Genomic DNA, 26,355 nt, shown 5'->3' on the forward strand with positions numbered 1-26,355 from the left:
TAGAGTGAGTCTATCCGAGGAGCAGATATGGTAGCAATACAGCATCAACTAGGATCTTCTATTAAGGAAGTTCTGAAATTAGTCTGGAGCTTAAGATTTGCTGAAAACAAAATGCTCCTTCTTTCTCGACAAAGCGATTCCGGAGGAACTTTCCAGTTGTCCTGTGCTGGTCATGAACTTGCAGGAGTTGTCGCAGGAAAGAGTCTCATCCCGGGCAAAGATTGGTCTTTCCCTTACTATAGAGATCAAGGATTCCCTATAGGTTTGGGATGTGATTTTTCCGAGATCTTTGCTTCTTTTCTTGCAAGATTAGCCCCCAACCACTCTTCTGGTAGAATGATGCCCTACCACTATTCCCACAAAAGATTGCGTATTTGTTGCCAGTCCAGTGTTGTCGGCACACAATTTCTTCAGGCTGCGGGACGAGCTTGGGCTGCGAAACATACAAAATCTAAAGAAGTAGTCTATGTTTCTGGGGGAGACGGATCTACATCTCAAGGCGAATTCCATGAGATGTTAAATTATGTTGCCCTACATAAGTTACCGTTGGTTACAGTAGTACAGAATAACGCCTGGGCGATTTCTGTTCCTTTTAAAGATCAATGCTCCACAGACCTAGCTCGTTTAGGGGAGAGTTATCACGGTCTTTCAGTATATGAAGTGGATGGTGGTGATTACTTCGGTTTAGTGGATACATTTTCTAAAGCTGTAGATAAAGCTAGACACGCTTCTACTCCTGCTTTAATTCTTATCAAAGTTATGCGTTTAGAGCCGCATAGCAACTCTGATAATCATGAGAAATATCGTAGCCGTGAAGATTTAGATCATTGCATAAGTAACGATCCTCTAATTCGTTTAGAACGACAAATGATAGAAGAATGCGGTATTTCATCTGCTGAGATTTTAGAAATAAAATCTGAGGCAGAGGTAGAGGTTGCTCGTGCTTGTGAACTTGCTGAAGAGATGCCCTTCCCTAGTAAAGGTTCTACAAGTCATGACGTATTTTCTCCACATACGATTTCTCTGATTGATTATGAAGACTCTTTAGAAGCTCAGCATTTACGTGATACACAACCGAAAGTAATGCGTGACGCAATTACGGAAGCTTTAATTGAAGAAATGAATAGAGATTCAGGAGTAGTTGTTTTCGGTGAAGATGTTGCTGGAGATAAGGGGGGAGTTTTTGGTGTTACAAGAAATCTTACTGATAAATTTGGCATAGAACGCTGTTTTAATACACCATTAGCCGAAGCTACAATTATAGGAACTGCTATTGGTATGGCTATGGATGGTATTCATAAGCCTGTTGCTGAAATTCAATTTGCTGATTATATCTGGCCAGGAATTAACCAGTTATTTTCCGAAGCCTCTAGTATTTACTATCGTTCTGTAGGAGAGTGGGAAGTCCCTTTGGTTATTAGAGCTCCCTGTGGAGGATACATACAAGGTGGTCCCTACCATTCTCAAAGTATAGAAGCTTTTCTAGCACATTGTCCGGGAATTAAAGTTGCATACCCATCTAACGCTGCGGATGCAAAAGCTTTATTAAAAGCTGCTATTCGTGATCCTAACCCTGTGGTCTTTTTAGAACATAAGGCGTTATATCAACGGCGTATTTTTAGTGCTTGTCCGGTGTTTTCTTCGGATTATGTTTTACCTTTTGGTAAAGCGGCAATTACCCATCCAGGTTCGGATCTAACGATCGTTTCTTGGGGAATGTCATTGGTTATGAGTATGGAAGTTGCCAAGGAATTAGCAGCTTTGGATATTTCTGTAGAGGTTATAGACTTACGAACAATAGTTCCTTGTGATTTTGCCACAGTTTTAGAATCTGTGAAGAAAACAGGGAAACTTCTTATTGCTCATGAAGCTTCAGAGTTTTGTGGGTTCGGTAGCGAACTTGCTGCGACTGTAGCTGAACAGGCATATTCTTATCTTGACGCCCCTATTCGTCGTGTTGCTGGATTACATGCCCCTGTTCCTTATTCAAAGGTATTAGAAAACGAAGTTCTTCCCCAGAAGGAGAAAATTCTTCAAGGAGCCAAAAGCTTAGCAGAATTTTAATTGTTGTAAGCTTTTTGTAAGATAGATAGTAGAGGAAGTTCTGCTCTACTATTTACAGTAATATGTGTTAGAGAGTTTCCCCCAGTTTCTTCTTCTAAACGTATAGCCTCTAATAAAGCTAGACAACATTCTGAATGCCAAGCTGAGTATTCTTCTTGATCTGGTCCAATATTATTTAATCCTAGAAGTTCAAGTTGAATCGAGGTGATGTTGTTTTCTTTACAGATCCCGAATATCGTTCGATACATTCCTACTGCAGCTCTGAATTCTCTTTCATAATTGAAATCCCCAAAGTTAATCGCTCTGCGCTGTACATTACGTGTAAGAACAATGCTGGGAGGGTTTACACAGATGAGGTGACTTGCGGGTGGGATATCTGTGGTTTTATTTACCCAAGCTCCAGCAATAACCGATTCCGGAGGGAAGCTCGTAGACTCCGGTTTTGTAATATCATTCCAACAAACTTTCTCTATATGCGCACTTAAAGCTAAAGATCTTCCTAATAGTAGATGCTTTTCTCTACCCGCATTTGTCAGAATTAGTATTGCAGAATTTGTTTTCTTTAAGAAGGGGTCATCCAAGGGATGACCTTTTAAGAAACATACATTGAGATTAGTATTTTTACTCTGTGTAGTCACATACTCCGTATTTTTATTCATACGTCCTGCAGGATGTGTCCCAGTAATCACAAAGCGATTTTTTAACAGATTAGCTATGTATTGTGGTTTTAAGTTTGAAAATCTCGGAATTTGAATTTCAGGAACAGGTACCGGCACAATAGGGCTTACTGGAGGTGTAGTTTCTACAGGAGTTGGAGGCGGTGTCACAACCGGAGATTTTGATGGTGGTGTCGTTGGTGCAGGCGTTCCTCCGGGTGTAACTCCTGTAGGTTTTGGTTTGATTGGAGGGGAAGAAGGTGCTGGTATCGGTAGAGGGGTTTTTCTTAAACGCGAACCTAAAAAGAAACAGGTAAGAATCAATAAGGCAAGGCCAATAACAAGTAGAGGTAGGGCAATGGCTAATGAAGAACCTAAAGACAGGGAGACAATGCCTCCGATAATTAATGCAATTGCTAATGCAGTAATTGTCTGAAAAATGCGCGTAAGGCGTATTTTCAATTTTCCAAGATTCACGTGAGTAATTGGTGTTTCTGGAGTGGGATTTGTGCTTTGATTATTGGTGGGTGAAGTAGACACAAGCTTGCCTTAAGTTGAATATAATCAACGATATACTTAAGCCGTCTAGTTTAAGCGAAGCGCATAGGTTTCACAATAAAAAATTTTTTTATACAGAAATTTTATTGTGAATGAAAAATTTTTCTATAGTTCAGAAATAGAGTTGATTAAGGAGAAATTCCCCACTGTTTTTGTTTTTTCTAGCCTAATACCGAGAAAAAACAGAAGAATGAGCATTAGGGTAAGTTTTTCCGGAGACATAGGAGCGGGGGATAGGGATGTCAGAAAACTATGACTATGAAGAAGCGGGTGTGAGATGATCCAGGAAATACAAATTTTTGTTGCAGGGGCTATAAACGGAAGAATCAAAGATAAAAGAATTAGAGAGAAAATTGGGAGGATAAGTAAGGGGAAAAATAGATTGTAGATTAGACCATCCAAAGGAAAATGTCCAAAGAAGTTCACCGTAGGGAAAAAGAGAAAGATCTGCGAGGCTAGCGCTATAGATAGAGCTCCCCAGAAATAGCGAATAAAGGGAAGTAAATACTCAGGAGCTATTTCTTTCCAGGGTGTATAGAAAAAACGAAATAGATGAGGGAAGAAAAGTAAAATGCCCAAAGTAGCTAAAAAACTTAGAGCAAAAGCCGGAGATAGGGGAGAGAATACTAAAGAACACAAGATACATCCGATCCCTAAACGATTCAGACTAGAGCAGTGTCCTGAAGAAAACGGAGAAAAACAAATTAGCGCTAGGGAAATCCATGCTCTCCATACCGAAGGAGACCAGGGGAACAGAAGAGTTAGTCCGGAAAGTCCAATGAAAGTAAGTAAATATTTTATTTTTGATGGGAATATACCGAAAAGAAAAAACAGAGCGGAGGCAAATAAGGAAAAATGCCATCCAGAAATAGCGAATAAATGAGCTAGTCCTTTATTTTTGAAAATTTCTTTTAGATGTTTTGGTAAGGGAGTGCCAAGAAGAAGGCTAGAGGCGAATTGTCCTGATTCTCCAGAAGAAAATAAATGTAAAATGCGTTTACGACATGATTCTCGTAATTTATGTTGAATACATGTTATTTTTCTTGGCTGTATTTCTTCATAGCAACCATTAGACTTAAAAACAATTTGAGATGTATGATCTAACGTCATTCCTTCGATGTAGTATTTTTTATTTAGTTCTAAATATGCATCTATAAGAATAATACAAGGAACATGACGGTATTTTTGTCCGCAGGAATATTGTAGGTGAACAGCTTCTCCAAAATATCTATTTTCTTTTCCAGATTTAATGATAAAGCTTCCCGATGATTGCCCTTTATGAATAGAAGAAGATCCTGATAGAGTTATTAGGGGTATAATCCAGCAAATTCCCATAAAGAGTTGGTGTTTACGTTGTTGTTTGGGAATAAAAAGAGAAAGAGCTAGGAGTAGGAATGTCCCGCATAAAGGATGAGGACGTGCTACAGTTCCTGTTAGCCAATAGAGAGCGCAGATTAATAGAGGATGTTGTTGTTGAAAGTATCGACAAGAATGAATTAGCTGTATCCATAGGGAATAAAAAGTTTGAATAAGGACAGAGGATGAAAAAGTTTCAAAACGTTTTAACATCGGTTCATTCTTTTCCCACTCTTGAAGTGTATTCTATAGAGCAATTACGTGAAGAAATGTCTTGGGCAGAGATTTCCAAGAAAGCTCCTCGTTTGCCCCGAGGCTGGTACGAGCTGATGGGACTATCAAAAAAGGATAGGTTAGATTTTTGCCAAGAGTATTGGCTTACTGTTTTGGGAATTAATGATAATCAATTTCCAGGTATTTGTCGTTTTTTTTCTCTATTAGATAGTCTAGATGTTTATATTTATCGCTCTGCTAATGAACCCTATGATACAAAGATGCTCTATACTTTTGGCGATGGCCGTTGTGGTTTTCAAGGTGAACCTCCTTTATTAGAGATCGAGGGGCATTGCTTCCCTAGATTAGGAGATAATGATTATCAGAAGTTTTTCATGATTCATAATGGATTTGGAAAATGGGAAGATGAGGGAATCTTTTCCTACCGTTTTTTAGCCAAAGTGCAACATAAATTACGAGAGCTATTGTTGCGTTTAAAAAAGATCTCTCCTGAAGATAATTGTGCGTCTTTGGGGATTTTTCCTTTCTATGGTTATGAAGAACCTTTGGCCTACCAATGTTTTCTGTTTGATCCCGAAGTGCGTAGGGATTGTCCTTCACCGAATGTATTTTTGAGTGAGGATAGTTTACTTCATAGAAGTTTAGAAAGTATTGAGCTTTTACATTTAACTACAAGTCATTATCCTTCCTTCCTTTCGTGGTTAGAAAACTACTTACATAGTGAAGAGGTTTATGGTGGATGAATGTAGAGAATACGTATTAGATGTCGAAAATGTGGAAGTTTGTGTGGATTCTCAAAATGCTGATGAACTGACATGTGTATGTATTGTGAAAAACACTTCTGGAATACACGTTCGCCCTGCAGGCGCCATTGTTAAGCTGTTTGATGGTGAAGATTGTGAAGCAAGCTTTACTTATGCAGGGAAAACGGTAAATGCGAAAAGTATAATGAGCATACTCATATTGGGAGCGCCACAAAATGGAGAGATTTTTGTGCGTATTAAAGGAAAAGATGCTAATCGAGTATTGCAGAAAGTGCAGAATGCTTTTGATTCAGGTTTTGGAGAGTTGTAGATGAACAAGCCCACGCCTTCTGTAGAACAAAATGAAGAATGGCGAGTTCCAGGAATGACCTTAGTTTCTGGGGTGGCCATAGGGAAAGCTTTTTTCCTAGGAACCTCTCCTTTGCAAATTCATGAACTTACCTTACCTCAAGAGGAAGTAGAACATGAAATACATCGTTACTATAAAGCATTGAATCGTTCTAAATCTGATATTGTTGCCTTAGAACAAGAAGTTCAAGGAAAACAAGGTCAACAAGAAATATCCTCAATACTACAGGCTCATTTAGAGATAATAAAAGATCCTATTTTGACTGAAGAGGTGGTGAATACTATCAGAAAAGATCGTAAGAATGCTGAATACGTATTTTCTTCTGTCATGGGAAAAATAGAAGAATCTTTAACAGCTGTACAAGGAGCCTCTTTAGCTGTAGATCGTGTTCAAGATATTCATGATATTTCTAATCGTGTGATTGGTCATTTATGTTGTCAACATAAGAGTTCTTTAGGGGATGCAGATCAAAATATCATTGTTTTTTCCCAAGAGCTTAATCCGTCAGAAGTTGCTAGTGCTAACCCCTCTTATATTCGAGGATTCGTTTCCTTGGTTGGTGCTCCGACGTCACATACCGCCATTGTTTCCAGAGCAAAAAATATTCCCTATTTAGCAAATTTTTCTCATGAAAACTGGGAACGTATTCAAGAATATTCCGGTAAGCTTGTGCTTATTGATGGTATTCGTGGCGAGATTATCTTTAATCCTAAATCAAAGACTCTTGAGAATTGTTATAAGCAAAAAACCAAAGCTTACAGTATAAAATCCTACCCACAAGCATCACCGCATGCAATAGTGTCTTCTCATGCTGCTAGTCTTGAAGAGTTGCGTATGCTTTCAGAATTTTTTCCTCAAACATCTATTGGTCTATTTCGTTCTGAATTCTTGGCGATTGCTGAAGATAGGTTGCCTACGGAAGAAGAACAAGCTGTGGTGTATAAATCTTTAGCTTTATTTCCAGAGCGTGTGTCTGTTTTACGTCTATTTGATTTCGGAGAGGATAAGCTGTGCCCTGGTCAAGATCCTATTCAAGAACGTTCAATACGTTACTTATTGAAGAACTCGCAAATGCTTGATGATCAGCTTCGAGCTATTTTAGCAGCTTCGGCATTAGGCCCTTTAAAGATATTAATTCCCGGCACGGCCGATGTTATAGAAATTATAGAAGTGAAACGTCGATTAGAAAATGTACGCCGTTCGTTTACTAAAGATCATAATATAGAAAACATTGTCTGGGGGAGTATGATAGAAATTCCCTCAGCTGTATTGATGATCGATGAGATTCTTCAAGAATGTGATTTTATTTCCATAGGTACCAACGATCTTATGCAATACACCTTAGGAAATAACAGAGAAAGGGTTTTACCTTATTACCTGGATAATCCACTACATCCCTCGGTAATGCGAATGATTCGCCATGTAGTATCTAATGCTAAGCAGCATGATATTTATACATCTATTTGTGGAGAGGCAGCAGCAAATCTATCTTTAACACCATTTTTCTTGGGATTGGGAGTTCAGGAATTGTCTGTTGCTATGCCAGCTATTGTAGAACTAAGAGAAAAAATAGCTTCTTTGAATTTGAGCAATTGTGTAGAGCATACCGAGAAATTATTAAGAGCAAGGACCTGTGCAGAAGTTCAGGCCCTACTATCTTAAAAAGGCATTCCTCCGCGCATTACAGACATCTCTTTATCCATAGCTTCTTTGGCTTCTTTAAATGCTGAACGAAAGAGATCTTCAATAACTTCAGGTTCTTCAGGATCAAGGCATGTGGGCTGTACTTTGACAGAAACAATATCACATTTGCCATTGATCACCACAGAAACGAGTCCATTACCTGCTTGTCCTTCATAGCGTTTTTGTTCTAGAGAAGCTTCCATTTCTAGGAATTGCTGCTCCATGATTTTTGCTTCCTTTTTCTTTTTAGCATATCCACTGCCCATGATTACTCCTTAGTTAAAATTCCTGAAAACTCAACAACAGCAAATTGTAAAATCGTATCTATAGTAGCTGATCCTACTAAAGAAGGGGAAGCCTCTTTTTGATAGGAAGGTTCTTTAGGAGTCGGAGATTTTGAAGATGGAGATAAGAAACTTTGTTCTTCGTAGTGCTTTTCAGGTTGTACAAGTTTAGGAGATTCTTGCTGTTGGGAGATATTTCTAGGTGTATCAAAAGTTGATGTTTTAAGTTGGGAAAACAGAGTTTCTAAAGAAGGACGTTGGCATATCCGAATTAGATGAATAATTACGGTTTCTAAAAATGTTTTCTCAAAGATAGTTTGTTGTAGATGTTTCGCTGACTCTCCGAGAAAGTCAATAATTTCTAATAAACATTCGCTAGAATACTGCCTAGCTGTTGCTGATAGAGGGGAATTTATCTGATCTTTATTAAGAAGTACATCGCGATAGAAAACAGTGAGATCATGAAGAAAGGTTATTGGCGCTACTCCAGAATTTATTGCGGTAGTCACGGGAAATAAAGCTTCGGCATATTTTTGTGTCCGGATGTACTCCGCCAAAGTGCACAGAGTATCCTGAGAGACTACACCTAAAGCATCAGATACAGATTCTTGAGATAAGGATTTAGGAAATAGCCCTATGACATAATCATAAAGAGACTCCGCATCGCGTAGGCTTCCTTGAGCTGCCCTAGCAATAGGAAGAAGAGCTTCCCGAGAAGTCTCTACGGAGTTTTCTTGAGATATGGATACTAACTTATCTACAATCATTGTCTCGGGAATTCTTTTTAAGTGCATTTTTTGACAACGGCTTAAAATTGTTCCAGGAATTTTATAATTTTCTGTAGTGGCCAAGAAAAATTTTACATGACTAGGAGGTTCCTCTAAAGTCTTCAATAGAGAATTAAAAGCCTCTTTTGTCAGCATATGTACTTCATCGATGATATAGATTTTGTATTGCGATTTCGCCGGAGTAAAGAGGACCGTTTCATTGATCTGACGAATATCTTCGATACCCCTATGGGAAGCACCGTCAATTTCTATAACATCTAGGGAGGTTCCTGAAGAAATTTCTTTGCAAACACAACAGTGATTGCAAGGTTCGTTGTTAGAAGTTGGTTCTATACAATTCAATGCTTTAGCAAAAATTCTTGCTAAGGTTGTCTTCCCAGTTCCACGAATTCCTGAAAATAAATAAGCGTGCGCTACACGTTGAAATTGTAAGGCATTTTTTAAAACAGTAACTACAGCATCTTGTCCGAGAATTTCGGAAAATGTTTGGGGACGGTACTTTCTAGAAGAAACTTGATATGTTGTAGATGTCATTTATTGAGCCTCAAAAATTCTTGCGAGGAGTTTTTTTATTTAATTCAGGTGACTATTTTTCCTGGGATTCCTAGACTAGGTGTCCCAAAAATGCGCTCACTAATGAATTTGCAATTAGGGACAGCTTTTCTATGTTCACTATAGTATAAAGGGTTGGAAATTGTCCCTCTTTAATGAATATATTGGTGCATTAGATAGAATATAGTGTTGTTTTGATAAGGTATGGAGTACCATGAAAAATCGTCATTGTTTATTTGTAAAAAGATGAAATTGCTAGTTTTGAATAAAAAATGGTGTTTTGTTCTTTGGTGTGATAGCTAAAAAATAATAGATATATCCTGTATTGAGCATATGATCAAGCAAATGGAAGACCGTAGGCAAACTTACCGTAGTACTACTGCTGAAATAGATCAGCCGTGGTCAAGGTATCTTTTATATTTTGGTATTACGGCTATTTTTGGTTTAACGTTATTCTCTTTTATCTACCTTAGAGTTCTTCATATTCCTGTATATAAAGAGGGGGATATTGCTCAGGTATCTCTGAGTTCTCCTATCGACTTTTCTATAAGTTGGAACGTACATGCATTTTATAGTAAGACTGCCGAAGTTCCTGAAGTATTTGGAAAGGTCTACCGTATTTCTGAAAACACGTGTTTTGAAGAACCCGAAGAAGAAGAAACACGGCGGTGGCTAAAAAAAACTCAAGATTTTCTTGGCTCTGTGGGATTTATAGATAACTCTACGGAAACTTGTCTTCAAGATCTTCATTTGCGTCCCTCGGCCCTGAAAGAAAGAGATCGTTTGCTAGGAATCCATGTAAGCGCTGATTCTAGGGAAGTTATACATCAATGTGTTGCACATGTGGATAATTTCTTAAGGTCTGAAAATTGTCCCGCATCTTGCAGATTGCATATCATAGATAATCTAAAAGAAAAGTCTTTAGCTATCGCTGTTGATAAGGAGAAATCTGGCTATGTTAAAGGAGATTTACTTGGAACACGGCGATTAGAGCATTTTCCGAAGGGCAGTTCTATTATAAGGCAATATCAAAGAATTAATGGGAGAGATGCAAAAATCCTTCGCTGCTTACGTCACCAACTCGTATCCTCAACAACACTATTTTCTTACCGCGGAGCTTTAGGAGTTCTTCTTTTAGTGGTGATTATTTTAATTTGGGGCTACCGTTCATTGGTAACGTTTTGTCCTGAGTTATTGATGTCACCAAAACGTTTTATGCTCTATATTGCTATCTTTTCTCTATCGTTGATCGGAGTAAAGATTACAGAGATTCTTTGTGCATTAGGTCCACAAAGTTGGGAAATTTATCTTTCCTATCCACTGATTCTTCCTTTTACAGCTATTCTCTTAGGTCATCTTGTAGGCCTTCCTCTTGCAGGAGCTTCATGCACATTTTTAGGAGTTCTCTATACTTTAGAATCAGATATTTGGAACAATAGTTGGTTCCTTGCTATGAACTTATTAAGTTCATGGAGGATTTTATGCACATTGAACCGAGTAACGCGTCTATCTTCACTGTTTTGGTGTTGTATGAAGTTGTGGTGGGTATCTACAGCAATTTTGACAGGATTCCGCTTGTTCTTCAGTGCCGCATCTATAACAGCTTTCCGTGCTGATTGTTTAGGAAGTTTTATTTATAGCTTAATTACTGCTTTAGGTGTTGGAGCATTAATTCCTGTATTTGAATCTTCTTTCGGTGCCTGTACTCATAACCATTTATTAGCATATTTAGACTCTGATTATCCTTTATTAAAGAGACTCTTCGAACAGGCTCCTGGAACTTACCAGCATTCAGTTTTAGTGGGTATTCTTGCAGAATCCGCAGCTAATGCTATTCATGCTGATGGGCTTTTCTGTCGTGTTGTCGCCCAATATCATGATATCGGTAAGTTAATTAATCCGGGATTCTTCCTTGAAAATCATCAGATGCTAGGAACATCAAAAAGCAGTCTCTCTCCAATAGAGAGTGCGAAAATGATTATCCGGCATATTCCTGAAGGAGTAGAATTGGCAAGAAAGGCCGGTCTTCCTGACTCTTTTATTCGTATTATTGAAGAACATCACGGCACATCAGTACTTCTTTCTCCTTATCATCGTCATTTACAAAATAATCCCAATACGGGAGCATCAGATGAAGAACTTTTCCGTTATCCAGGAAGAAAACCTTCCTCTAAAGAATCTACAATTATCATGATTGCAGATTCGTTTGAAGCAGCTGCGCGTTCTTTAGAGGGAACAAGCATGGTAGCTTTACGGGATCTTGTAGATAAGATTGTATCTGGGAAAATGCATGACGGACAATTTGCAGATTCTCCAATAACTTTGGATGAGCTTACGACCATCTGTGAGACTATGGTCAAAACGCTCTATAGCGCTTTGCATTCCCGTGCAAAGTATCCTGAAATGGCTTTGAAGCCTTGTGTCTAATAAAAGCTTGCGGATAGATTTTAAGTATCCACATTATCTAGCTTTCTCGTTGAGCAGTATTTTATTCCCGCCGCTATCCCTTTACTAATACCAAAAATAGCTTTTGATAAGCCTACAATTAAAAGGATGGGGATAAGAAGAATAAGTAGAGGTAACATAAATCCTAAACCACCCAGAACACTAATGATAATGGGTAAACGCATAATCCGTGCTGTTTCTCGGCATTGGGGGCATTTTGTATTTGGGGTAAAATCATTTACTTCTTTGAAAGCAGCTCGAGCCTGCACATATCTGCGGTAGAATACCCCAGCGTAAATCAACCCTACAATAGGAATTAAGACCATAGGAATATGCTGAAGCCTAGTCATCATAGCTTCTGGAGCCATGGGAGAACCATGAATTATCTCGGGTAATATGACAGTGGACGTTTGACAAATGCTACCGTTTTCGTTTACGTGCATATGTTGAGGAATTTGAACTATTCCCATAAATCCCTACTTATTTAATTTAAAAATTTAGAAGAAGTCGTAGTGAATTATATTTCAATGAGAACGATAATTTTAACTAAATGAAACTATTTTATTTCCATTTGTAAATTAGTTCTATGGCTTTTATTGAAGATAAGAAATTTTGATACAGTTAGCCTTGTTGTTTCGAGAGGCGATTTAATAAATGGTTAAGGTATATTAACAAAAGAATATAAAAAATAGTTTAATAAGATGATATTTCTTTTATTAACAATATTTTAATTCAAATGCTCTATCTAAAACTCAAATTCACTAGATTGAGGGCATTTTTTATTAAAATGCCCAACGGCTATCATAGAATGGATTTTATAATAATTAGTAGGATTGAGAGCCTCGGCAGTGTGAGGCAATTTTTGAATAGAGATTCATGATTAGTAAAACGGATCCCACAAGAATCATGATTGGGAATAAGAGACCCAATCCACCAAAAATAGAGATACTGATAGCAAGATTTAAATGACTTGGATCCAGCCTAGAACAGGTTATATTTGTGCATTTTTGGCTGGGAATATAGTTTAATTTCGCGTATTCCTTTTTCATCAAAGATTTTTGATATAGGAGACGACCCGCAATCAATAAACCTATAATTGGAATACAGGAAACAAGCTTCTGAACCCGATGTAATTTGGTATCTGGATCCATTAGATATCTTGGAGCATGTAATACAGAAGATGCTTCTATATCCGATGTATAACCATCTTCATTGGTATGTACGTGTGCTGGAATAATTGTGCTAATAAGAGGCATAAGGGAACTACCTTCTTTGAATTTAATTAGGGGATAAGGCTTTCTCTAAAGTTTTTCTTTTTATTAGAGAGCAGATATGTTATTTTCAAAATTTTTTTCACCTATTCTCAATAAAGAAAAAATAAGCGCAAGTATTTTAGCGTAAATTCAAATAAAAAGATAGAGTTTTTTCAAAATTTTTAAAATCAAACATAGAATAGCTCCGATAATAAGAAAGGGAGTTAGCAGCCCTATACCTCCTAAGATTCCAAATGCAATTAGAGGAATATGGTATTTAGGATGTAAACGAGAGCAAAGTTTATCAGCGCAGCTTTTATTGGGTGTGTAATTTAAAATTGAATAAGCAGTACGCATTACCGTGAATCTACGATAGATTAGGAAAATTGTAAAAATGAGTCCTGAAATTGGAAAGACTAGGAAGCGCATGCTAATTTCAGGAAAATATGCTGTTTTACACACAGTGATTTTTGTTGTAGGAACCGGTATCAAAGTATTCCTGTTTGTAGTGTGTATATGAGTAGGCAGGGTAACGTACGAGGTAAACATCATATTGCCTCATGAATTTTATGATTTATGATTGCAACATTGTTTATTTTAATTACTTATTAACGCTATTTTCATTGGGATATTCCGATAACGTTTATCACAGTCTGCTTTAGATATAGTTTTAAGCTATATTTTTAGATTAAATAGAGATTAAGAGTTTATCTTGAGCCATATTCGATGTGTTTAATGGGAGTAAAAGTTTTTTCCAAGCTTCGATATTTTTTGCCGCAGTAATGCTTAGACGCCCTTGAAGAGGGTGGTAAGGGGGAGGAAGTACTTTGGTATAAGGTAATTTTAAGTGTAACCTAATAACAGCCGCTTTGGCAACAACAATAGCGTCATATTTTCCACTTTCTAGTTGCTCAAGTCTCTCTTCTATTGTACCTCGAATATCCAGAATCTGTCCTTTAGGAAATAAGGTTTTTAGCATTTCTCCCCGACGCAAAGAAGAGCTCCCGAGTCTAGGGTTTTTAGGAAAGCGTTTCCAAAGGTAACGTTCGCCATACACTAAAAGGTCCGAAGAGTCTAAACCTTTCGTTATTGCTACAACGGAGGTTGTCGATGGATCGGGTAGGTCTTTAGCGGAATGCACGGCAAGATGGCAGTTGCCTCGAAGGACAAGCTTATCCACAGCATCTGTGAAAAATTGTGAATTTTCTACAAGACGTAGAGGAGTGATTTTGTCTTTATCTCCACGAGTATTTGCTGTGTGTATCTGAATCCAAAGTTTAGGAAACCACGAATGAAGAAGACGAACACATTCGTGTACTTGAGCTTGTGCTAAGGTAGATCTTCGAGAAGCTATGCGTAAAGGACGTCGTCCCACGCAAAAATCAGAAAGAAAAGGATCAGTGTAGCAATCGTATAGCATCTTTTATAGTTTTCACCCCTCGAATATCTAAATGATCTTTAATTTCAGAAGATAATCCCGAAATTTGTCCTTCCGGAATGACCGCGCCTTTAAAACCCATGAGCTTACTTTCTTTAAGACGTCTTTCTAAATGAGTGACGTGACGAATTTCACCCCCCAGACCTATTTCTCCAGTAAACGTATAGTTTTGAGGAGAAAGGCGATTATACAGCGATGACACTACTGCGAGTCCTGCTCCTAAATCTGCAGCGGGCTCTGTAATTTTTAGCCCCCCAGCGATGGATAGAAAAACATCAGCAGTATGGAATTTTATTTGAGCGCGCTTTTCTAGAACAGCTAAGAGTAGTAAAAATCGATTCTGATCAAATCCTGAGGTTTTTCTAATCGGATTTGCAAATGGAGAAGATGATGCCAAAGCTTGCATTTCGATAAGAAGAGTTTCAGATCCTTCGATAATAGGAATAATTACGGAACCCGTGGTTTCTGTAATTTTTTCTTGTAAAAAGAGACCAGAAGGATTGGTAACTTCTTTTAATCCGTCAGCATCCATAGATAAAATAAGCAATTCATTCGTAGGGCCAAAACGATTTTTCACAGAGCGTATCATACGATAATTGGCGTGTGAATTACCTTCAAAGTATAAAACGGTGTCTACAAGGTGTTCTAGTACTTTAGGACCAGCAATTTCTCCAGATTTTGTTACATGACCTATAATAAAAGTTGTGATCTGTGATTGTTTAGCAATATGCATCAGTTCAGAAGTCACTTCTCGTACTTGAGCTACAGATCCTGGAGAAGAATGCAATGCAGGATTAAATATGATCTGGATAGAGTCGACGATTAAGATATCAGGGTTGAGTGTTGCTACTTGTTGTTTAATATCATCGAGATTTGTTTCGGGAAATAGATAGATGTTTGCATTGGAAATTTTTAAACGTCGTGCTCTTAAAGAGGTTTGCGTTACAGATTCCTCTCCACAGACATAGAGGACTTTAAGACCTCGATTAGCAAATTTTGCTGATGTTTGTAAAAGTAAGGTAGATTTTCCAATTCCCGGATCGCCACCTAATAGAGTAAGACTACCACGAACAGCGCCACCACCTAGAATCCGATCCCAGCCCGGTTCTCCTATGCATAAACGTTCTTCCTCGCGAAGCTCTACAGTATTCAAAGATACTGCAGTTGCTTGCGATCGAAAACGTCTTCCATTTTGAGAAGGGGAGGTGATTTCTTCAATAAATGTATTCCATTGTAGGCATCCTGGACATTGACCTAACCATTTTGGTGTATTGGTTCCGCATTCATTACAAGTCCATTGTGTTTTTATCTTCGTAGTCATGGGCATCCAAAGCTTCTTGAGCTGCTAGTTTTTCGGCTTCTTTTTTCGATAAGGCAAATCCTTCACCCCACACTTCATCATTAATTATTACCCGAATATGGTAACCAGGGGCACCTTGTTGAGATGTCCACGGGGCGCATTGGTATACAGGTAACGTACGCAATTGTTTTTGCGTGAGCTGTTGTAGACGATTTTTAGGATTTCCAAGCATAAGGGGAAGGATATCCTTTTTTGAGGGCAACAAAGGTACGGTAATTTGTCTTGCTGGAGCTAAGCCTCCATCTAGATAGACAGCTCCTAAAATAGCCTCAAATAAATTGGCATAGGCCGAGGTTCTGCCTCGCTCATTTTGAATCCTTTCTCCTTTGCCTATAAGTAGGTATTCTCCTAATCCTAATGCGTCAGTATATTGGCAGCAAGAAACTGCATTTATCAAAGCTGCACGTGCTGTGGACAGTGTGCCCTCATCCATGGAAGGAAATAATAGGAATAAGTGTTCGGTTACGATTAAGCATAACACGGCGTCTCCTAAGAATTCCAAACGCTCGCTATCTTCGGTAATAGTCACAGTCTCATTCCTATAAGAAGGATGTGTGAGAGCAGTAACTAAGAGTTTCGGTTGAGTAAATGTAAAATTTAATTTAGCTTCAACTTCTTTAATGTTGATCAGATTATTCATAAAATTATGAAATGTTGCCCTATTAAAATATAACGCATTAGTTATCGGAGTTTTTTTATAGGCGGAAAAGGGCTTAAAGTCTATAGTACTTTTGGTTACACTCTCTTAAATGGATAAGTATGAGGATTGTTCTGCATTTAGAACACCTGCGCCATTTTCACAATCAAGGTAGTATATTATTCGAAGATCTGGTCTCTGCGGACGAGTGTTTTGCGCTAGAAATAAAACTAAGACACTTCGTGGAATCCATCTCCAAAAATACACTAGATGCGCGCTGGAGAGACAATATTTTTCGCACCCTTCCTGAAGTGGCAGCTTTGGTTAAAAAGCGACATTTGGATATTTTTGCTGCTAATCTTGTCCACCGACCTAGATTATTATTAGTCAGTGATTTTTGGGTTTTCCCTGAAGATAGCATTAGCGAAAGGGAAGAAGATTGTCAGTTACTCTTATCTCTATCAGGAGATAAGGTAGGTCAGGGAGTCTTTTTTGTTGGACCCTATCCTACGGAGCTTTATTTTCCTGAGAAAGGAGAAACGGCTCTTTTACTTGCTTTTTCTTCCGCAGGAATTCCTATTTCCTAAAGACATTTCTCTCTTTTAGATAAATATACGAAATTGTTTGCCTAGAGCTATTTTTATGTTATGAATGCATAAGATCGCGATTTGTTTTTAGGAACTTTTATGAAGCATCTTCCGGAGAAAATAGAAACTCTTTGTAACCCTATAACAGCAAAGAATATCTTGACTTGGCTATCTAGTGATTTTGGTAAAAATGACGAGGATACTATAGCTGAGCTTCTAGAAAACAATCCGCAGCGTCTTGAAGAACTATTTGGGAAAACTCTTGTCTTTGGTACTGGAGGATTGCGTAGTCCTATGGGATTGGGCACCAATAGAATTAATATCTTCACATTGCGACGTGCTACTCAAGGTTTGGCACAAGTATTAAAAAAACATAACCCTCATCCAGGGGATTCTATTCGCGTAGTCATCGGTTATGATACGCGGCATCATTCCTTTGATTTCGCTCAGGAAACTGCGAAAGTTCTCGCGGGTAATAAAATTCATGCGCTTATATTTGAGGATCCTGAACCTCTAGCCTTGGTTTCTTTTACCGTAAGATCTCAACAGGCTTTAGCAGGAGTGATGATTACTGCTTCTCATAATCCTCCAGATTATAATGGCTACAAGGTCTATATGGCTTCAGGAGGGCAAGTATTACCTCCTTTAGATCAGGAGATTATTCGAGCATCAGCAGATGTTGAAGAAGTTTTATTCGTTGATTCTTTAGAAGATCCCTATATTCATTTTGTGGGAGAAGAATATGAGGCTTTATACACCGAAACCGTACACCAATTACAGCTATATCCTGAAGATAATCGTCTTTCAGGACCGGCAATTCACGTAAGCTATTCCCCACTCCATGGAACTGGAGTTACTATGATTCCTCGAGTTTTAAAAGATTGGAATTTTCCTATGGTTAAGCTTGTTGAGAAACAAGCGCTTCCTGATGGAAGTTTTCCTACGGTAGATTTGCCTAATCCTGAAGATTCTGAAGCGCTAACTTTGGGAATTGAGCAAATGATAAAGAATCAGGATGATATTTTTATAGCTACAGACCCTGATGCAGACCGTTTGGGAGTTGTATGCTTGGATGAGAACCGCCCCTATATATTTAATGGAAATCAAATCGCCTGTTTGCTTGCCGATCATATTTTGCATGCTTGGTCAGCTCACTCTCCTTTGGGTAAAGAAGACAAGGTGGTTAAAAGCTTAGTAACTACAGAAATGCTATCGGCAATCACAAAGTTTTATGGTGGCGATATTGTGAATGTAGGGACCGGATTTAAGTATATTGGAGAGAAAATAGAAGATTGGAGAAATCAACTAGAAAGGTATGTGTTTGGCGCTGAAGAATCCTACGGCTATCTCTACGGCACACATGTAGAAGATAAAGATGCTATTAGTACATCAGCATTAATCACAGAGGCTGCTTTGCAGAAAAAACTTCAGGGGAAAACTCTTCGAGAGGCTATTTTAGATTTATATGAGACTCATGGATATTTTATGAATAAAACAGTTTCCTTATCTTTTGAACCAGATAAAGAAAGTTTCATGAAATCGCAAATAGAGAAGTTAGCAGCTCTTGATCCTTCTACTATGTCCTTAGTAGGGGATAGCGTGGTAACATTTGAAAATTATCATCAGGGTATAGGAATTAATACGACCTCGGGGACTACTTATAAACTCTATCTTCCGAAGATGTTCATGTTGTGTTACTACTATAATAGTGGGGGTAAGATTATAGTGCGTCCTTCAGGTACAGAGCCTAAAATAAAATTATATTTTGAGCTTGTAAATCGTTATGATGTGGTAGCAGAAAAGAAACAAGAACAAATCCAAAGAGAACAAGAAAGTCAGAAAAAATTAGAAAATTTTATTTCCCAATTTAAAGAGAAGTTTTCTTCGTTACAGGCCGAATAATAAAATGAAAATCCCCTTGTAGTAATATCTTCGGCGCATCTACACTGGCAATGCAGAAAGGTGGCTGGATTTTTGTTCTCATTCCGTCTCTTTTTGATACCGAGATCCGAGTTGAAATTTGCCCGTTATGAAATAGAATATCTCCAAACCGTGTTCTTGATGAATTCAAGACAGATATGAAGGACTTCCTTTATGACCTTTGTACCCTATACTTTACCTGAATTACCCTATGATTATGATGCTCTAGAACCAGTGATTAGTGCAGAAATTATGCGCTTACATCATCAAAAGCATCATCAAGGTTATATAAATAATTTAAATGATGCTTTGAAAAAATTAGATGTTGCCGGTGCTCAACAAGATCTGACACGTCTTATTTCTTTAGAGCCTGCCATACGTTTTAATGGCGGTGGGCATATCAATCATTCCCTATTTTGGGAAATGTTGGCTCCAGTAGATCGGGATGGAGGTGTGCCTCCAAAATACGGATTGCTCAAGCTAATTGAGAAATTTTGGGGAACTTTCGATAATTTCTTAAAAGAATTTATTGAATTTGCAGCTCCTATTCAAGGATCTGGGTGGGCATGGCTAGCTTTTTGTCCCCAAAAACAGGAACTTATGCTACATGCAACAGTTAACCAAGATCCTCTAGAGGCGACCACTGGTAAGGTACCCCTTCTAGGAGTGGATGTCTGGGAGCATGCTTACTATCTCCAGTATAAAAATGTTAGATTAGATTATTTAAAAGCAATTCCTCGAGTAATTAACTGGGGTTATATTGAAAACAGATTTTCTGAATTAACTAATTAAAAGAGTATTTTTAATTGAAGGGTTAATAACTTTAATTTAAAATTACTCCTGCTAAAAAGTTTGGATTGGGTAGCTTGTGCGTTTATTTTCTTACGACAAACCTAAGATTAAAGTGCAAAAGATAAAGGCTGATGGTTTTAGCGGTTGGTTGAAGTGCACGTATTGTCACGAGATGATTCATGCGAATGAATTGGGACAAAATTTTAATTGTTGTCCCAAATGCTCTTATCATTACCGTATTACCGCGGCCGAGAGGATAAAACTGCTAGCTGATAAAGATTCCTGGCGCCCTCTTTATACAAATCTCAAGTCGCAAGATCCGTTAAAATTTGTTGATACCGACACGTATCCAAATCGTTTAACTAAGGCTAGAAAAGATAATACAGAAAGTGAGGGAGTGCTTGTTGGTGTTTGTGCCATAGGCGAACATCCTGTAGCTTTAGCTGTCATGGATTTCAATTTTATGGCGGGATCCATGGGTGCTGTCGTTGGCGAAAAACTCACACGACTGGTAGAGAAGGCTGTAGTATCAAAGCTTCCCGTAATTATTGTTTGCGCTTCCGGAGGCGCAAGAATGCAAGAATCTGTGTTTTCTTTAATGCAGATGGCGAAAACTTCCGCAGCTTTAGCAAAATTACACGAAGCAGGTCTACCTTACATCTCTGTTTTGACTAATCCTACATCTGGAGGAGTCACAGCCTCTTTTGCTTCTTTAGGCGATGTGATTATTGCAGAACCTAAAGCTCTTATCTGTTTTGCCGGTCCTCGAGTCGTTGCCCAGGTTATAGGTGAAGATCTTCCTGAGGGTGCTCAAAAATCTGAATTTCTTCTCGAACATGGAATGATTGATAAAGTGGTTGAGAGGAAACAATTGAAGAGTACTTTGCAGAGTTTACTTGATTACTTTTGTGCTCAAGAATACACTGGCGGCCAAGACAAAGCACCTAGGGATCTATCTAAGACCCTTAAAGAAATTTTTTTATTGACAGATGACAGTGAATGAAACATCATACCCGATACTCGTAGTAACCACGGCGCTGTTTTTATGACTATATTTTGTGAATTAGAATCTGGGGTAGATCTTCCAGAATATTCCACAGAAGGCGCTTCAGGAGCAGATCTTCGAGCTAATATTGAAGAACCTGTTGCTGTGTTGCCGGGCCAACGCGTATTAATTCCTACAGGAATAAAAATGCAAATTCCTCAAGGTTATGAAGTGCAAGTGCGTCCACGCAGTGGTTTGGCTTTGAAATATGGAATTATGGTTGTTAATTCTCCTGGAACAATAGACGCCGATTATCGCGGAGAAATTTGTATTATACTTGCAAATTTTGGAGAGAATACTTTTATTATCGAGCCTAAGATGCGTATTGCTCAAGCTGTAGTTGCTCCTGTAGTCCAAGCAAAGTTTATAGTCGTGGATCAAGAAGAAGGATTAACGACAACATCTCGAGGAAGTAGAGGTTTTGGGCATACCGGAGAGAAGTGACATGCCTTTCTATTGTGAGAGTCAACCTGATTTTTCTTTGTTTTCTCTTTTATCCCCCAATCTTATTATGTTTTTGAATAAAAACTCTCGGGAGGAGATTCTGCAAGACCTTACAGATCTTGCAGGTGCCGCAGGCTTGCTTGAGAATAAAGAAGATTTCTTTCAAGCTTTAGTGACTCGTGAAAATATCATGTCTACAGGTATTGGCATGGGAGTGGCAATCCCTCACGGTAAATTACATAGTTGTTCTGATTTTTTTATTGCTATAGGTATCCATTCTCAGGGGATTCTTTGGGATGCAATAGATGGAGCTTTAGTACGTCTAGTATTTTTGATTGGAGGCCCCGATAACGCTCAAGCTGATTATCTCAAGCTGTTATCCACACTGACTCTTTCGCTTAGAGATGAATCTCGACGTGAGAAGTTGCTGCAAGTTACAACGATTGAAGAAGTGATGAATGTGTTTTTAGGAATGTAGTGGTTATGGATTTAAAATTAGAAGAATTAGCTTCTTTATTAGATGTTTCTGAAAATACTGTCCGCCGATGGTTGGATCAAGGCGCTATCCCTAGTTATAGCATGAATAATGAACATAGATTCAATCGAGAAGAAATAGAGGATTGGATCCTACATAATCAAGCTCTAGTAGGATTAGAAAAAGATGAAAAACAAGAAGAAGAGTTTCGGGATCTTTCTCTAAAGTATAGCTTATATAAAGCAATTTATCGTGGAGGAATTATTCGCGATGTATCTGTAAAAAATAAAGCTGAAGCCCTCCAATATGCCTCTTCCTACATAGCAGAGAAATTTAACTTGGACGCTAGTGTGCTTTTCGAGATGCTTACGCATCGTGAAAATCTAATGTCTACAGGTATTGGAGAAGGAATTGCTCTTCCTCACGCTAAAGATTTTTTAATTAATGCCTACTACGATGTCGTTGTTCCTATGTTTTTATCAACAAGCATTGATTTTGGTGCTCTTGATGGTAAGCCAGTGAACGTATTATTTTTCCTTTTTGCTTCGCAAGATAAAAGTCATTTAAATTTAATAAATAAAATCGTGCATCTTGGAATGTCTTTAGAAGCTCGAAGTTTCTTAACAAATTATCCAGAAAAAGAACAACTCCTTGCCTATATTAAGAATTGGGAATCGCAAATCCATTAACTATCAATCTCTATAAAAGATTTGCAACTCCGAGTTGTGAAAAAAGTCCTATTGTTGTTATGGTGATTTCATAGGCTGATCTAGGAGATTATAGCAGCATGATGAGTTCTAAGCGTACTTCGCAACTTGCAATGCTTTCCGTTTTGTTAACTTTTACCCACTCTGTAGGTTACGCAAGTGCTGCAGTTGCTCCTTTTGAAGTTAGCTCGGTATATTCTGAAGATTCTTTAATTGCATTGGAAAGCAAGAAAAGCAAGAAAGAACGAAGAATCCAAAAGATTCAAGAGAATAGACGTGCGAGACAAGAAGCAAAAAAAGCTGCAGAAGCTAAAAAAAATGCTAAAGCTGTAGATAAAAAATCTAATAAGGTCTCCTTCGGATTTAAAGGAAAATTCAATCAAGACCGTCAAGAACAACAACATGCTTTTCCTAAAAACATCAAGCAGGGTATTGAGTATTGTTGTGAAGAACTTGTTCAATACGGAAGAGTCAATCTATTAACTCGCGGTGGGAAGTATTCCAAAAGATATAATAAATCTAATGACTGCGGTAAAAATACTATTCTAAATGAGCAATCTGTAAAGACAACGCCTCGTTTATCAGCTAGAGAAAAAGCCAAAATTAGAAAAAGAGGCGGTACAATAGTACGCGCAGCTCCTAATACTGAGTCTCCTAGATCATTATTGAAAACTATGGTTGTCAGTGGAGAAGTGAAAGTCGCTTCGGAGAACGAAGAAAAAGTTCAAGTTGTTCATGATATTAAAGAAGGCCCAGTATTACCAATTTTTGTTCGTCCCGATGCGAAAGTTGTCTCTCATGAAGAAAGAAGTAAGCTTATCCAAGACTTAGCTAGAGAACAAAGAGTTGCTAAGAGAAAATCTTCTAGAGAAGCTCTAGAAGCTCATGTAAAAGAAAGTAAAATTCCTAGGGATGGGAAAATCACCTCAACACTACGTTACGATGTTGAAAAGGCTGCGGCTGTTAAAGTTAGACGCAATGCCTCTGTAAACCCTCAAGTTCGTGCTCAGAAAGCATCAAATAATCGAAGGGACGCACGTAATGGACAGAATCAACAAGAATCTGCACAAAATGTAAAACGTGGTTCTCCAGATCAGCAAGAGCAAATTGCTAACAATACACCTACAGATGATTTCTACAGTGTATCTTCTGCAGCAGGAAACACTAACGTAAATAGTTATCTTAATGCGAAGCAATACCGTTGTGATTCCTCTGAGACAGATTGGCCTTGTTCTTCATGCGTTGCTAAACGTCGCACACATACAAGTATTTCTGTGTGTACCATGGTTGTTACAGTTATAGCCATGATTGTTGGAGCCATCATCATTGCGAACGCTTCGGATTCTGGAACAACCCCTCCAAATCCTACACCACCTAGTCCTCAACCTAATCCTTAAAGATCCACTTAGAATGTGAGTTCTAATACGAAAGAGACAGAACCTTAGTGGTTTCTGTCTTTTTTTGTTTTTGTAAATTCTGTTTTAAATATAGTGTATTAGTTTTTATAATTAATTAATTTGAATCAAATAAGTATTATATAATTAAAGTGTTTCATTTATTTTTGTTTTATTATGTCTGAGCCCAAGCCAATATATCAAAGTCCTGCTTTAAATCAGGTAGAGATCGGAAAGTCATTTCTAGATAACAATCCAAAAATTGCTAAGGCTATTCAAGCTACAGGGATAGTGCTAGCTATCTTAGCTATAGTTGCTTCTGTATTTTTGATTATGGGAACACCCATAGGTTTGCCAATTTCTATGGCATTAGGAGGAGTCTTACTTGGAGTTGGCGGCAGTATGCTATTTACTTCTGTGAACTCTTTGGCTCAAACTATGAAGAGGGCCGCTGTTGAGCATAAGCGTAAGAAGATTTTACTCCAGGAAAAGCCTGAAATAAAACCAAAAAATGAAACTTTAGAAGGATTGTGGCCTAGATATGATCGTATGGTTGACGGGTTTGCTCATTTAAATATGGAAATAGGCAAACATGAAAAAAGTGTTCTAAAGCAAATCGGTAGAAAAGAGGGTCTCGAATTTATAGAGAGTTTCGATCAAATCACTAGCGATTACTTAATTTGTGCTAGTTTACTTAAAGGACGTCAGACCATTTATTCCGAAGAGGATTACGCTCAGCGCGATGACAGTTATCCTAGTGTTGGTAAGAAAAATCAATTACTCATTAAATTGGGAGACAGTATCACTTCTAGATTATCTAAGGGTGGTGGGGTCTTTTCTTTAAAGATGCAGGAATTAAGTAGTACGATGTCGAAAGTTCATGCGGGAGTAACTCTAGGTTTAGTGGCCGGAGGTATTGCTGCTGTAGGCGTGATTGCTGCAATCATCCCTGGAGGGATCCTTGCTTTACCGATGATTTTAGCAGCTGCTATAGGAATCGGTCTTGCTGTTTTAGGTTTGTCTTATGCAATAAAAACAATACTAAAGCGATCAAAGACAAATAAAAAACAATTATTTAAAGATCTTCAATCTACGATTGATATTAAAGATCTTAAAGATATGACCAGAGATCAAGCTGTTCTTATGAGCATGCTGAAAGTCTCCTTGCAAACTGATCAGAGGATGACTTTGGATAACAGGGACTTTTATAGGCACTATAACGAAGTGAAAGATACATTAGAGTTCTTAAATGAACATTTAGCAGAGATGGAGTTTAGGTATAAGCACCTAAGTAAAGAACATCAGCAACGAGCTACTAAGTTGGAAAGGGGATTATCTATCCTTTCCGATAGAAAGAATGCTCAAGAAGGTAGTGATTATAATCCTCAGGTACCAGCAAGTGATCAAGAAGATTTATTGAATGATACTGGAGGATTTGATGAATTAGTTTCTAAAGGGATAGATGCTGCTCGACGTAGACGACAAGTCGATAGGGATGCTGTGACATTTATAGGTGATTACGAACAACATTTAGATGATGATGAGTTAAGATTTGGTAGCGGATGGAGTCCCTCAGGTAAACGTGCCCTTGAAAAAATGTGGTCAGCAAAGCCACCAATAATGAATGAGGAGGATTATTTCATTTTAAATGAAGACGTGAATAAAGTGCTTTCCTCTTATCGTAATGATATACAAGCAATGAAGTCGGATATTCAGAAGGTTGAGCAACTCTTTATTCAAATGCAAGCTGGGAAAAATAGACTTGAGAACTACTCAGAACAAATCATAGGTATTTGGACTGATGTAAGTAGCAGTTGCCACACGATTCTTAATCATTTGGTAGGAATGCAAATGCGGCTGGTAGCTTTTATAGAATCTGGGGGGAGAGTCCGTCCTAATGTAAGGAATCTTTCTAAAGGGAAGACTCCCTATTAAGAAGAGTGTCTCCTTTTAGGAGAATCTTTCTGTTCAAATTTATCCCAACGATTTAATTGCTCTTGTAGTGCACGAGCTTGAGGAGAGTTGGGATTACTTTCCATGCATATTACTAATTCCTGACGTTTATCATTTACCATAGAATCTAGGTTTTGAGATAAATCATGAATTTGCGCTTCTTTTCTAGATATGGCCACGTCATAATCATTTTGTAGTCTATCATATAAGTCACGCATATTCGGAATAAATGAATTCCGTATATTTGCAAACGCTACGCGGAATTTTTCAATAGATTCTACTCCTAAATTCGATATGTCTTGAGAAATCTCATTAGTTAATGAGGTGCCAAAAAATTTATTTTTTACAGGTAAATCTAAGATAAGGGCAACCGAAATGAGTAGAAGGATTATGCTTAAGCTGATACCAAAAATTAGCCAATTGCCATAGAGTATAGCGTAGCTCATTAAAGCTATCACTCCTAAACACGTAAGTATCGATATAGCAAAACACACAGTAGTGCGTAGTATTAAATGAGCACGATAACTGTCCCAGGGAAGGAGGAGAACTACCTTTTGTTCTATAGATATAGGTGCTAATGTCATGGGAATGTGACTCAGTTTATTAAATTGGGATTG

25 protein-coding genes are annotated in these 26,355 nt (G+C 38.0%); 14 read left to right on the forward strand and 11 right to left on the reverse strand.

All coding sequences use genetic code 11. The annotated features are described in order from the left end of the window. Positions 1-27: 27 nt before the first annotated feature. On the forward strand, positions 28-2,064 hold the full coding sequence (locus C10C_RS01680; protein WP_117274126.1) for an alpha-ketoacid dehydrogenase subunit alpha/beta: 2,037 nt from the start codon (positions 28-30) through the stop codon (positions 2,062-2,064). Here the strand turns inward: C10C_RS01680 and C10C_RS01685 are convergent. Both C10C_RS01685 and C10C_RS01690 read right to left on the reverse strand, forming a co-directional pair. Then, positions 2,061-3,260: a macro domain-containing protein gene (locus C10C_RS01685; protein WP_117274129.1), complete on the reverse strand. Its 1,200-nt coding sequence runs from the start codon at positions 3,258-3,260 to the stop codon at positions 2,061-2,063. The genes C10C_RS01680 and C10C_RS01685 overlap by 4 nt on opposite strands. Positions 3,261-3,383: 123 nt before the next feature. After that, positions 3,384-4,847, reverse strand: a complete 1,464-nt coding sequence (locus C10C_RS01690) for a ComEC/Rec2 family competence protein (protein ID WP_117274130.1) — start codon at positions 4,845-4,847, stop codon at positions 3,384-3,386. Here C10C_RS01690 and C10C_RS01695 point away from each other — a divergent pair. From C10C_RS01695 to ptsP, 3 genes are read left to right on the forward strand one after another with little or no spacing between them, the layout of a single operon-like run. Further along, positions 4,820-5,611 (forward strand): hypothetical protein, encoded by a 792-nt coding sequence (locus C10C_RS01695; RefSeq protein ID WP_117274131.1) that lies wholly within the window; start codon positions 4,820-4,822, stop codon positions 5,609-5,611. The two genes, C10C_RS01690 and C10C_RS01695, sit on opposite strands and share 28 nt — an antisense overlap. Next, positions 5,604-5,942 carry an HPr family phosphocarrier protein gene (locus C10C_RS01700; protein ID WP_117274760.1) on the forward strand — a complete coding sequence of 113 codons (339 nt, stop codon included), beginning with the start codon at positions 5,604-5,606 and terminating at the stop codon, positions 5,940-5,942. Before C10C_RS01695 ends, C10C_RS01700 begins: the two co-directional genes overlap by 8 nt. Further along, positions 5,943-7,643 (forward strand): phosphoenolpyruvate--protein phosphotransferase, encoded by a 1,701-nt coding sequence (gene ptsP, locus C10C_RS01705; protein ID WP_117274132.1) that lies wholly within the window; start codon positions 5,943-5,945, stop codon positions 7,641-7,643. On the opposite strand, the gene C10C_RS01710 is transcribed toward ptsP, so the two are convergent. Continuing rightward, positions 7,640-7,930, reverse strand: coding sequence for a YbaB/EbfC family nucleoid-associated protein (locus C10C_RS01710; RefSeq protein WP_117274133.1), 291 nt, complete (start codon positions 7,928-7,930; stop codon positions 7,640-7,642). The two genes, ptsP and C10C_RS01710, sit on opposite strands and share 4 nt — an antisense overlap. A gap of 2 nt (positions 7,931-7,932) precedes the next feature. Then, positions 7,933-9,270: a DNA polymerase III subunit gamma/tau gene (gene dnaX / locus C10C_RS01715; RefSeq protein ID WP_117274134.1), complete on the reverse strand. Its 1,338-nt coding sequence runs from the start codon at positions 9,268-9,270 to the stop codon at positions 7,933-7,935. 351 nt (positions 9,271-9,621) lie between these two features. On the opposite strand from dnaX, the gene C10C_RS01720 reads away from it, so the two are divergent. Continuing rightward, positions 9,622-11,715 (forward strand): HDIG domain-containing metalloprotein, encoded by a 2,094-nt coding sequence (locus C10C_RS01720; protein ID WP_117274135.1) that lies wholly within the window; start codon positions 9,622-9,624, stop codon positions 11,713-11,715. Positions 11,716-11,735: 20 nt separating this feature from the next. Here the strand turns inward: C10C_RS01720 and C10C_RS01725 are convergent, their stop codons facing one another. From C10C_RS01725 to rnc, 6 genes are all read right to left on the reverse strand, one after another. Further along, positions 11,736-12,203, reverse strand: a complete 468-nt coding sequence (locus C10C_RS01725) for a hypothetical protein (RefSeq protein ID WP_117274136.1) — start codon at positions 12,201-12,203, stop codon at positions 11,736-11,738. A gap of 354 nt (positions 12,204-12,557) precedes the next feature. Continuing rightward, positions 12,558-12,989, reverse strand: coding sequence for a hypothetical protein (locus C10C_RS01730; protein ID WP_117274137.1), 432 nt, complete (start codon positions 12,987-12,989; stop codon positions 12,558-12,560). Between the two features lie 147 nt (positions 12,990-13,136). Beyond that, positions 13,137-13,538, reverse strand: a complete 402-nt coding sequence (locus tag C10C_RS01735) for a hypothetical protein (RefSeq protein WP_117274138.1) — start codon at positions 13,536-13,538, stop codon at positions 13,137-13,139. A 136-nt stretch (positions 13,539-13,674) separates the two neighbouring features. Continuing rightward, a complete protein-coding gene (locus tag C10C_RS01740; protein ID WP_117274139.1) occupies positions 13,675-14,406 on the reverse strand; it encodes a hydroxymethylbilane synthase in 732 nt (243 codons plus the stop codon). Beyond that, positions 14,384-15,745 carry a DNA repair protein RadA gene (radA, locus tag C10C_RS01745; RefSeq protein ID WP_117274140.1) on the reverse strand — a complete coding sequence of 454 codons (1,362 nt, stop codon included), beginning with the start codon at positions 15,743-15,745 and terminating at the stop codon, positions 14,384-14,386. Before radA ends, C10C_RS01740 begins: the two co-directional genes overlap by 23 nt. Continuing rightward, positions 15,711-16,424, reverse strand: coding sequence for a ribonuclease III (rnc, locus tag C10C_RS01750; RefSeq protein WP_117274141.1), 714 nt, complete (start codon positions 16,422-16,424; stop codon positions 15,711-15,713). Before rnc ends, radA begins: the two co-directional genes overlap by 35 nt. Positions 16,425-16,543: 119 nt before the next feature. On the opposite strand from rnc, the gene C10C_RS01755 reads away from it, so the two are divergent. The 9 genes from C10C_RS01755 to C10C_RS01795 all read left to right on the forward strand — a co-directional run bounded on the left by C10C_RS01755 (position 16,544) and on the right by C10C_RS01795 (position 25,720). Beyond that, complete coding sequence (locus tag C10C_RS01755; RefSeq protein ID WP_117274142.1) at positions 16,544-17,008, forward strand: DUF5070 domain-containing protein; 465 nt, start codon at positions 16,544-16,546, stop codon at positions 17,006-17,008. Positions 17,009-17,107: 99 nt separating this feature from the next. Beyond that, entirely contained in the window at positions 17,108-18,910 is a 1,803-nt protein-coding gene (locus C10C_RS01760; protein WP_117274143.1) for a phospho-sugar mutase, read from the forward strand. A gap of 192 nt (positions 18,911-19,102) precedes the next feature. Then, positions 19,103-19,720 (forward strand): superoxide dismutase, encoded by a 618-nt coding sequence (locus C10C_RS01765; RefSeq protein WP_117274144.1) that lies wholly within the window; start codon positions 19,103-19,105, stop codon positions 19,718-19,720. A gap of 76 nt (positions 19,721-19,796) precedes the next feature. Next, complete coding sequence (gene accD / locus C10C_RS01770) at positions 19,797-20,723, forward strand: acetyl-CoA carboxylase, carboxyltransferase subunit beta (protein WP_117274145.1); 927 nt, start codon at positions 19,797-19,799, stop codon at positions 20,721-20,723. Between the two features lie 42 nt (positions 20,724-20,765). Beyond that, a complete protein-coding gene (gene dut / locus C10C_RS01775) occupies positions 20,766-21,209 on the forward strand; it encodes a dUTP diphosphatase (protein ID WP_117274146.1) in 444 nt (147 codons plus the stop codon). Between the two features lies 1 nt (position 21,210). Then, positions 21,211-21,687 (forward strand): PTS sugar transporter subunit IIA, encoded by a 477-nt coding sequence (locus C10C_RS01780; RefSeq protein WP_117274147.1) that lies wholly within the window; start codon positions 21,211-21,213, stop codon positions 21,685-21,687. Between the two features lie 5 nt (positions 21,688-21,692). Then, positions 21,693-22,373 carry a PTS sugar transporter subunit IIA gene (locus C10C_RS01785; protein WP_117274148.1) on the forward strand — a complete coding sequence of 227 codons (681 nt, stop codon included), beginning with the start codon at positions 21,693-21,695 and terminating at the stop codon, positions 22,371-22,373. Positions 22,374-22,471: 98 nt separating this feature from the next. Continuing rightward, complete coding sequence (locus C10C_RS01790; RefSeq protein ID WP_117274149.1) at positions 22,472-23,788, forward strand: hypothetical protein; 1,317 nt, start codon at positions 22,472-22,474, stop codon at positions 23,786-23,788. Positions 23,789-23,962: 174 nt separating this feature from the next. Continuing rightward, complete coding sequence (locus tag C10C_RS01795; protein ID WP_117274150.1) at positions 23,963-25,720, forward strand: stage II sporulation protein M; 1,758 nt, start codon at positions 23,963-23,965, stop codon at positions 25,718-25,720. On the opposite strand, the gene C10C_RS01800 is transcribed toward C10C_RS01795, so the two are convergent. After that, positions 25,717-26,322 (reverse strand): hypothetical protein, encoded by a 606-nt coding sequence (locus tag C10C_RS01800; protein WP_117274151.1) that lies wholly within the window; start codon positions 26,320-26,322, stop codon positions 25,717-25,719. The genes C10C_RS01795 and C10C_RS01800 overlap by 4 nt on opposite strands. Positions 26,323-26,355 lie beyond the last annotated feature (33 nt).

The organism is Chlamydia poikilotherma (assembly GCF_900239975.1).
GTDB lineage: Bacteria > Chlamydiota > Chlamydiia > Chlamydiales > Chlamydiaceae > Chlamydia > Chlamydia poikilotherma.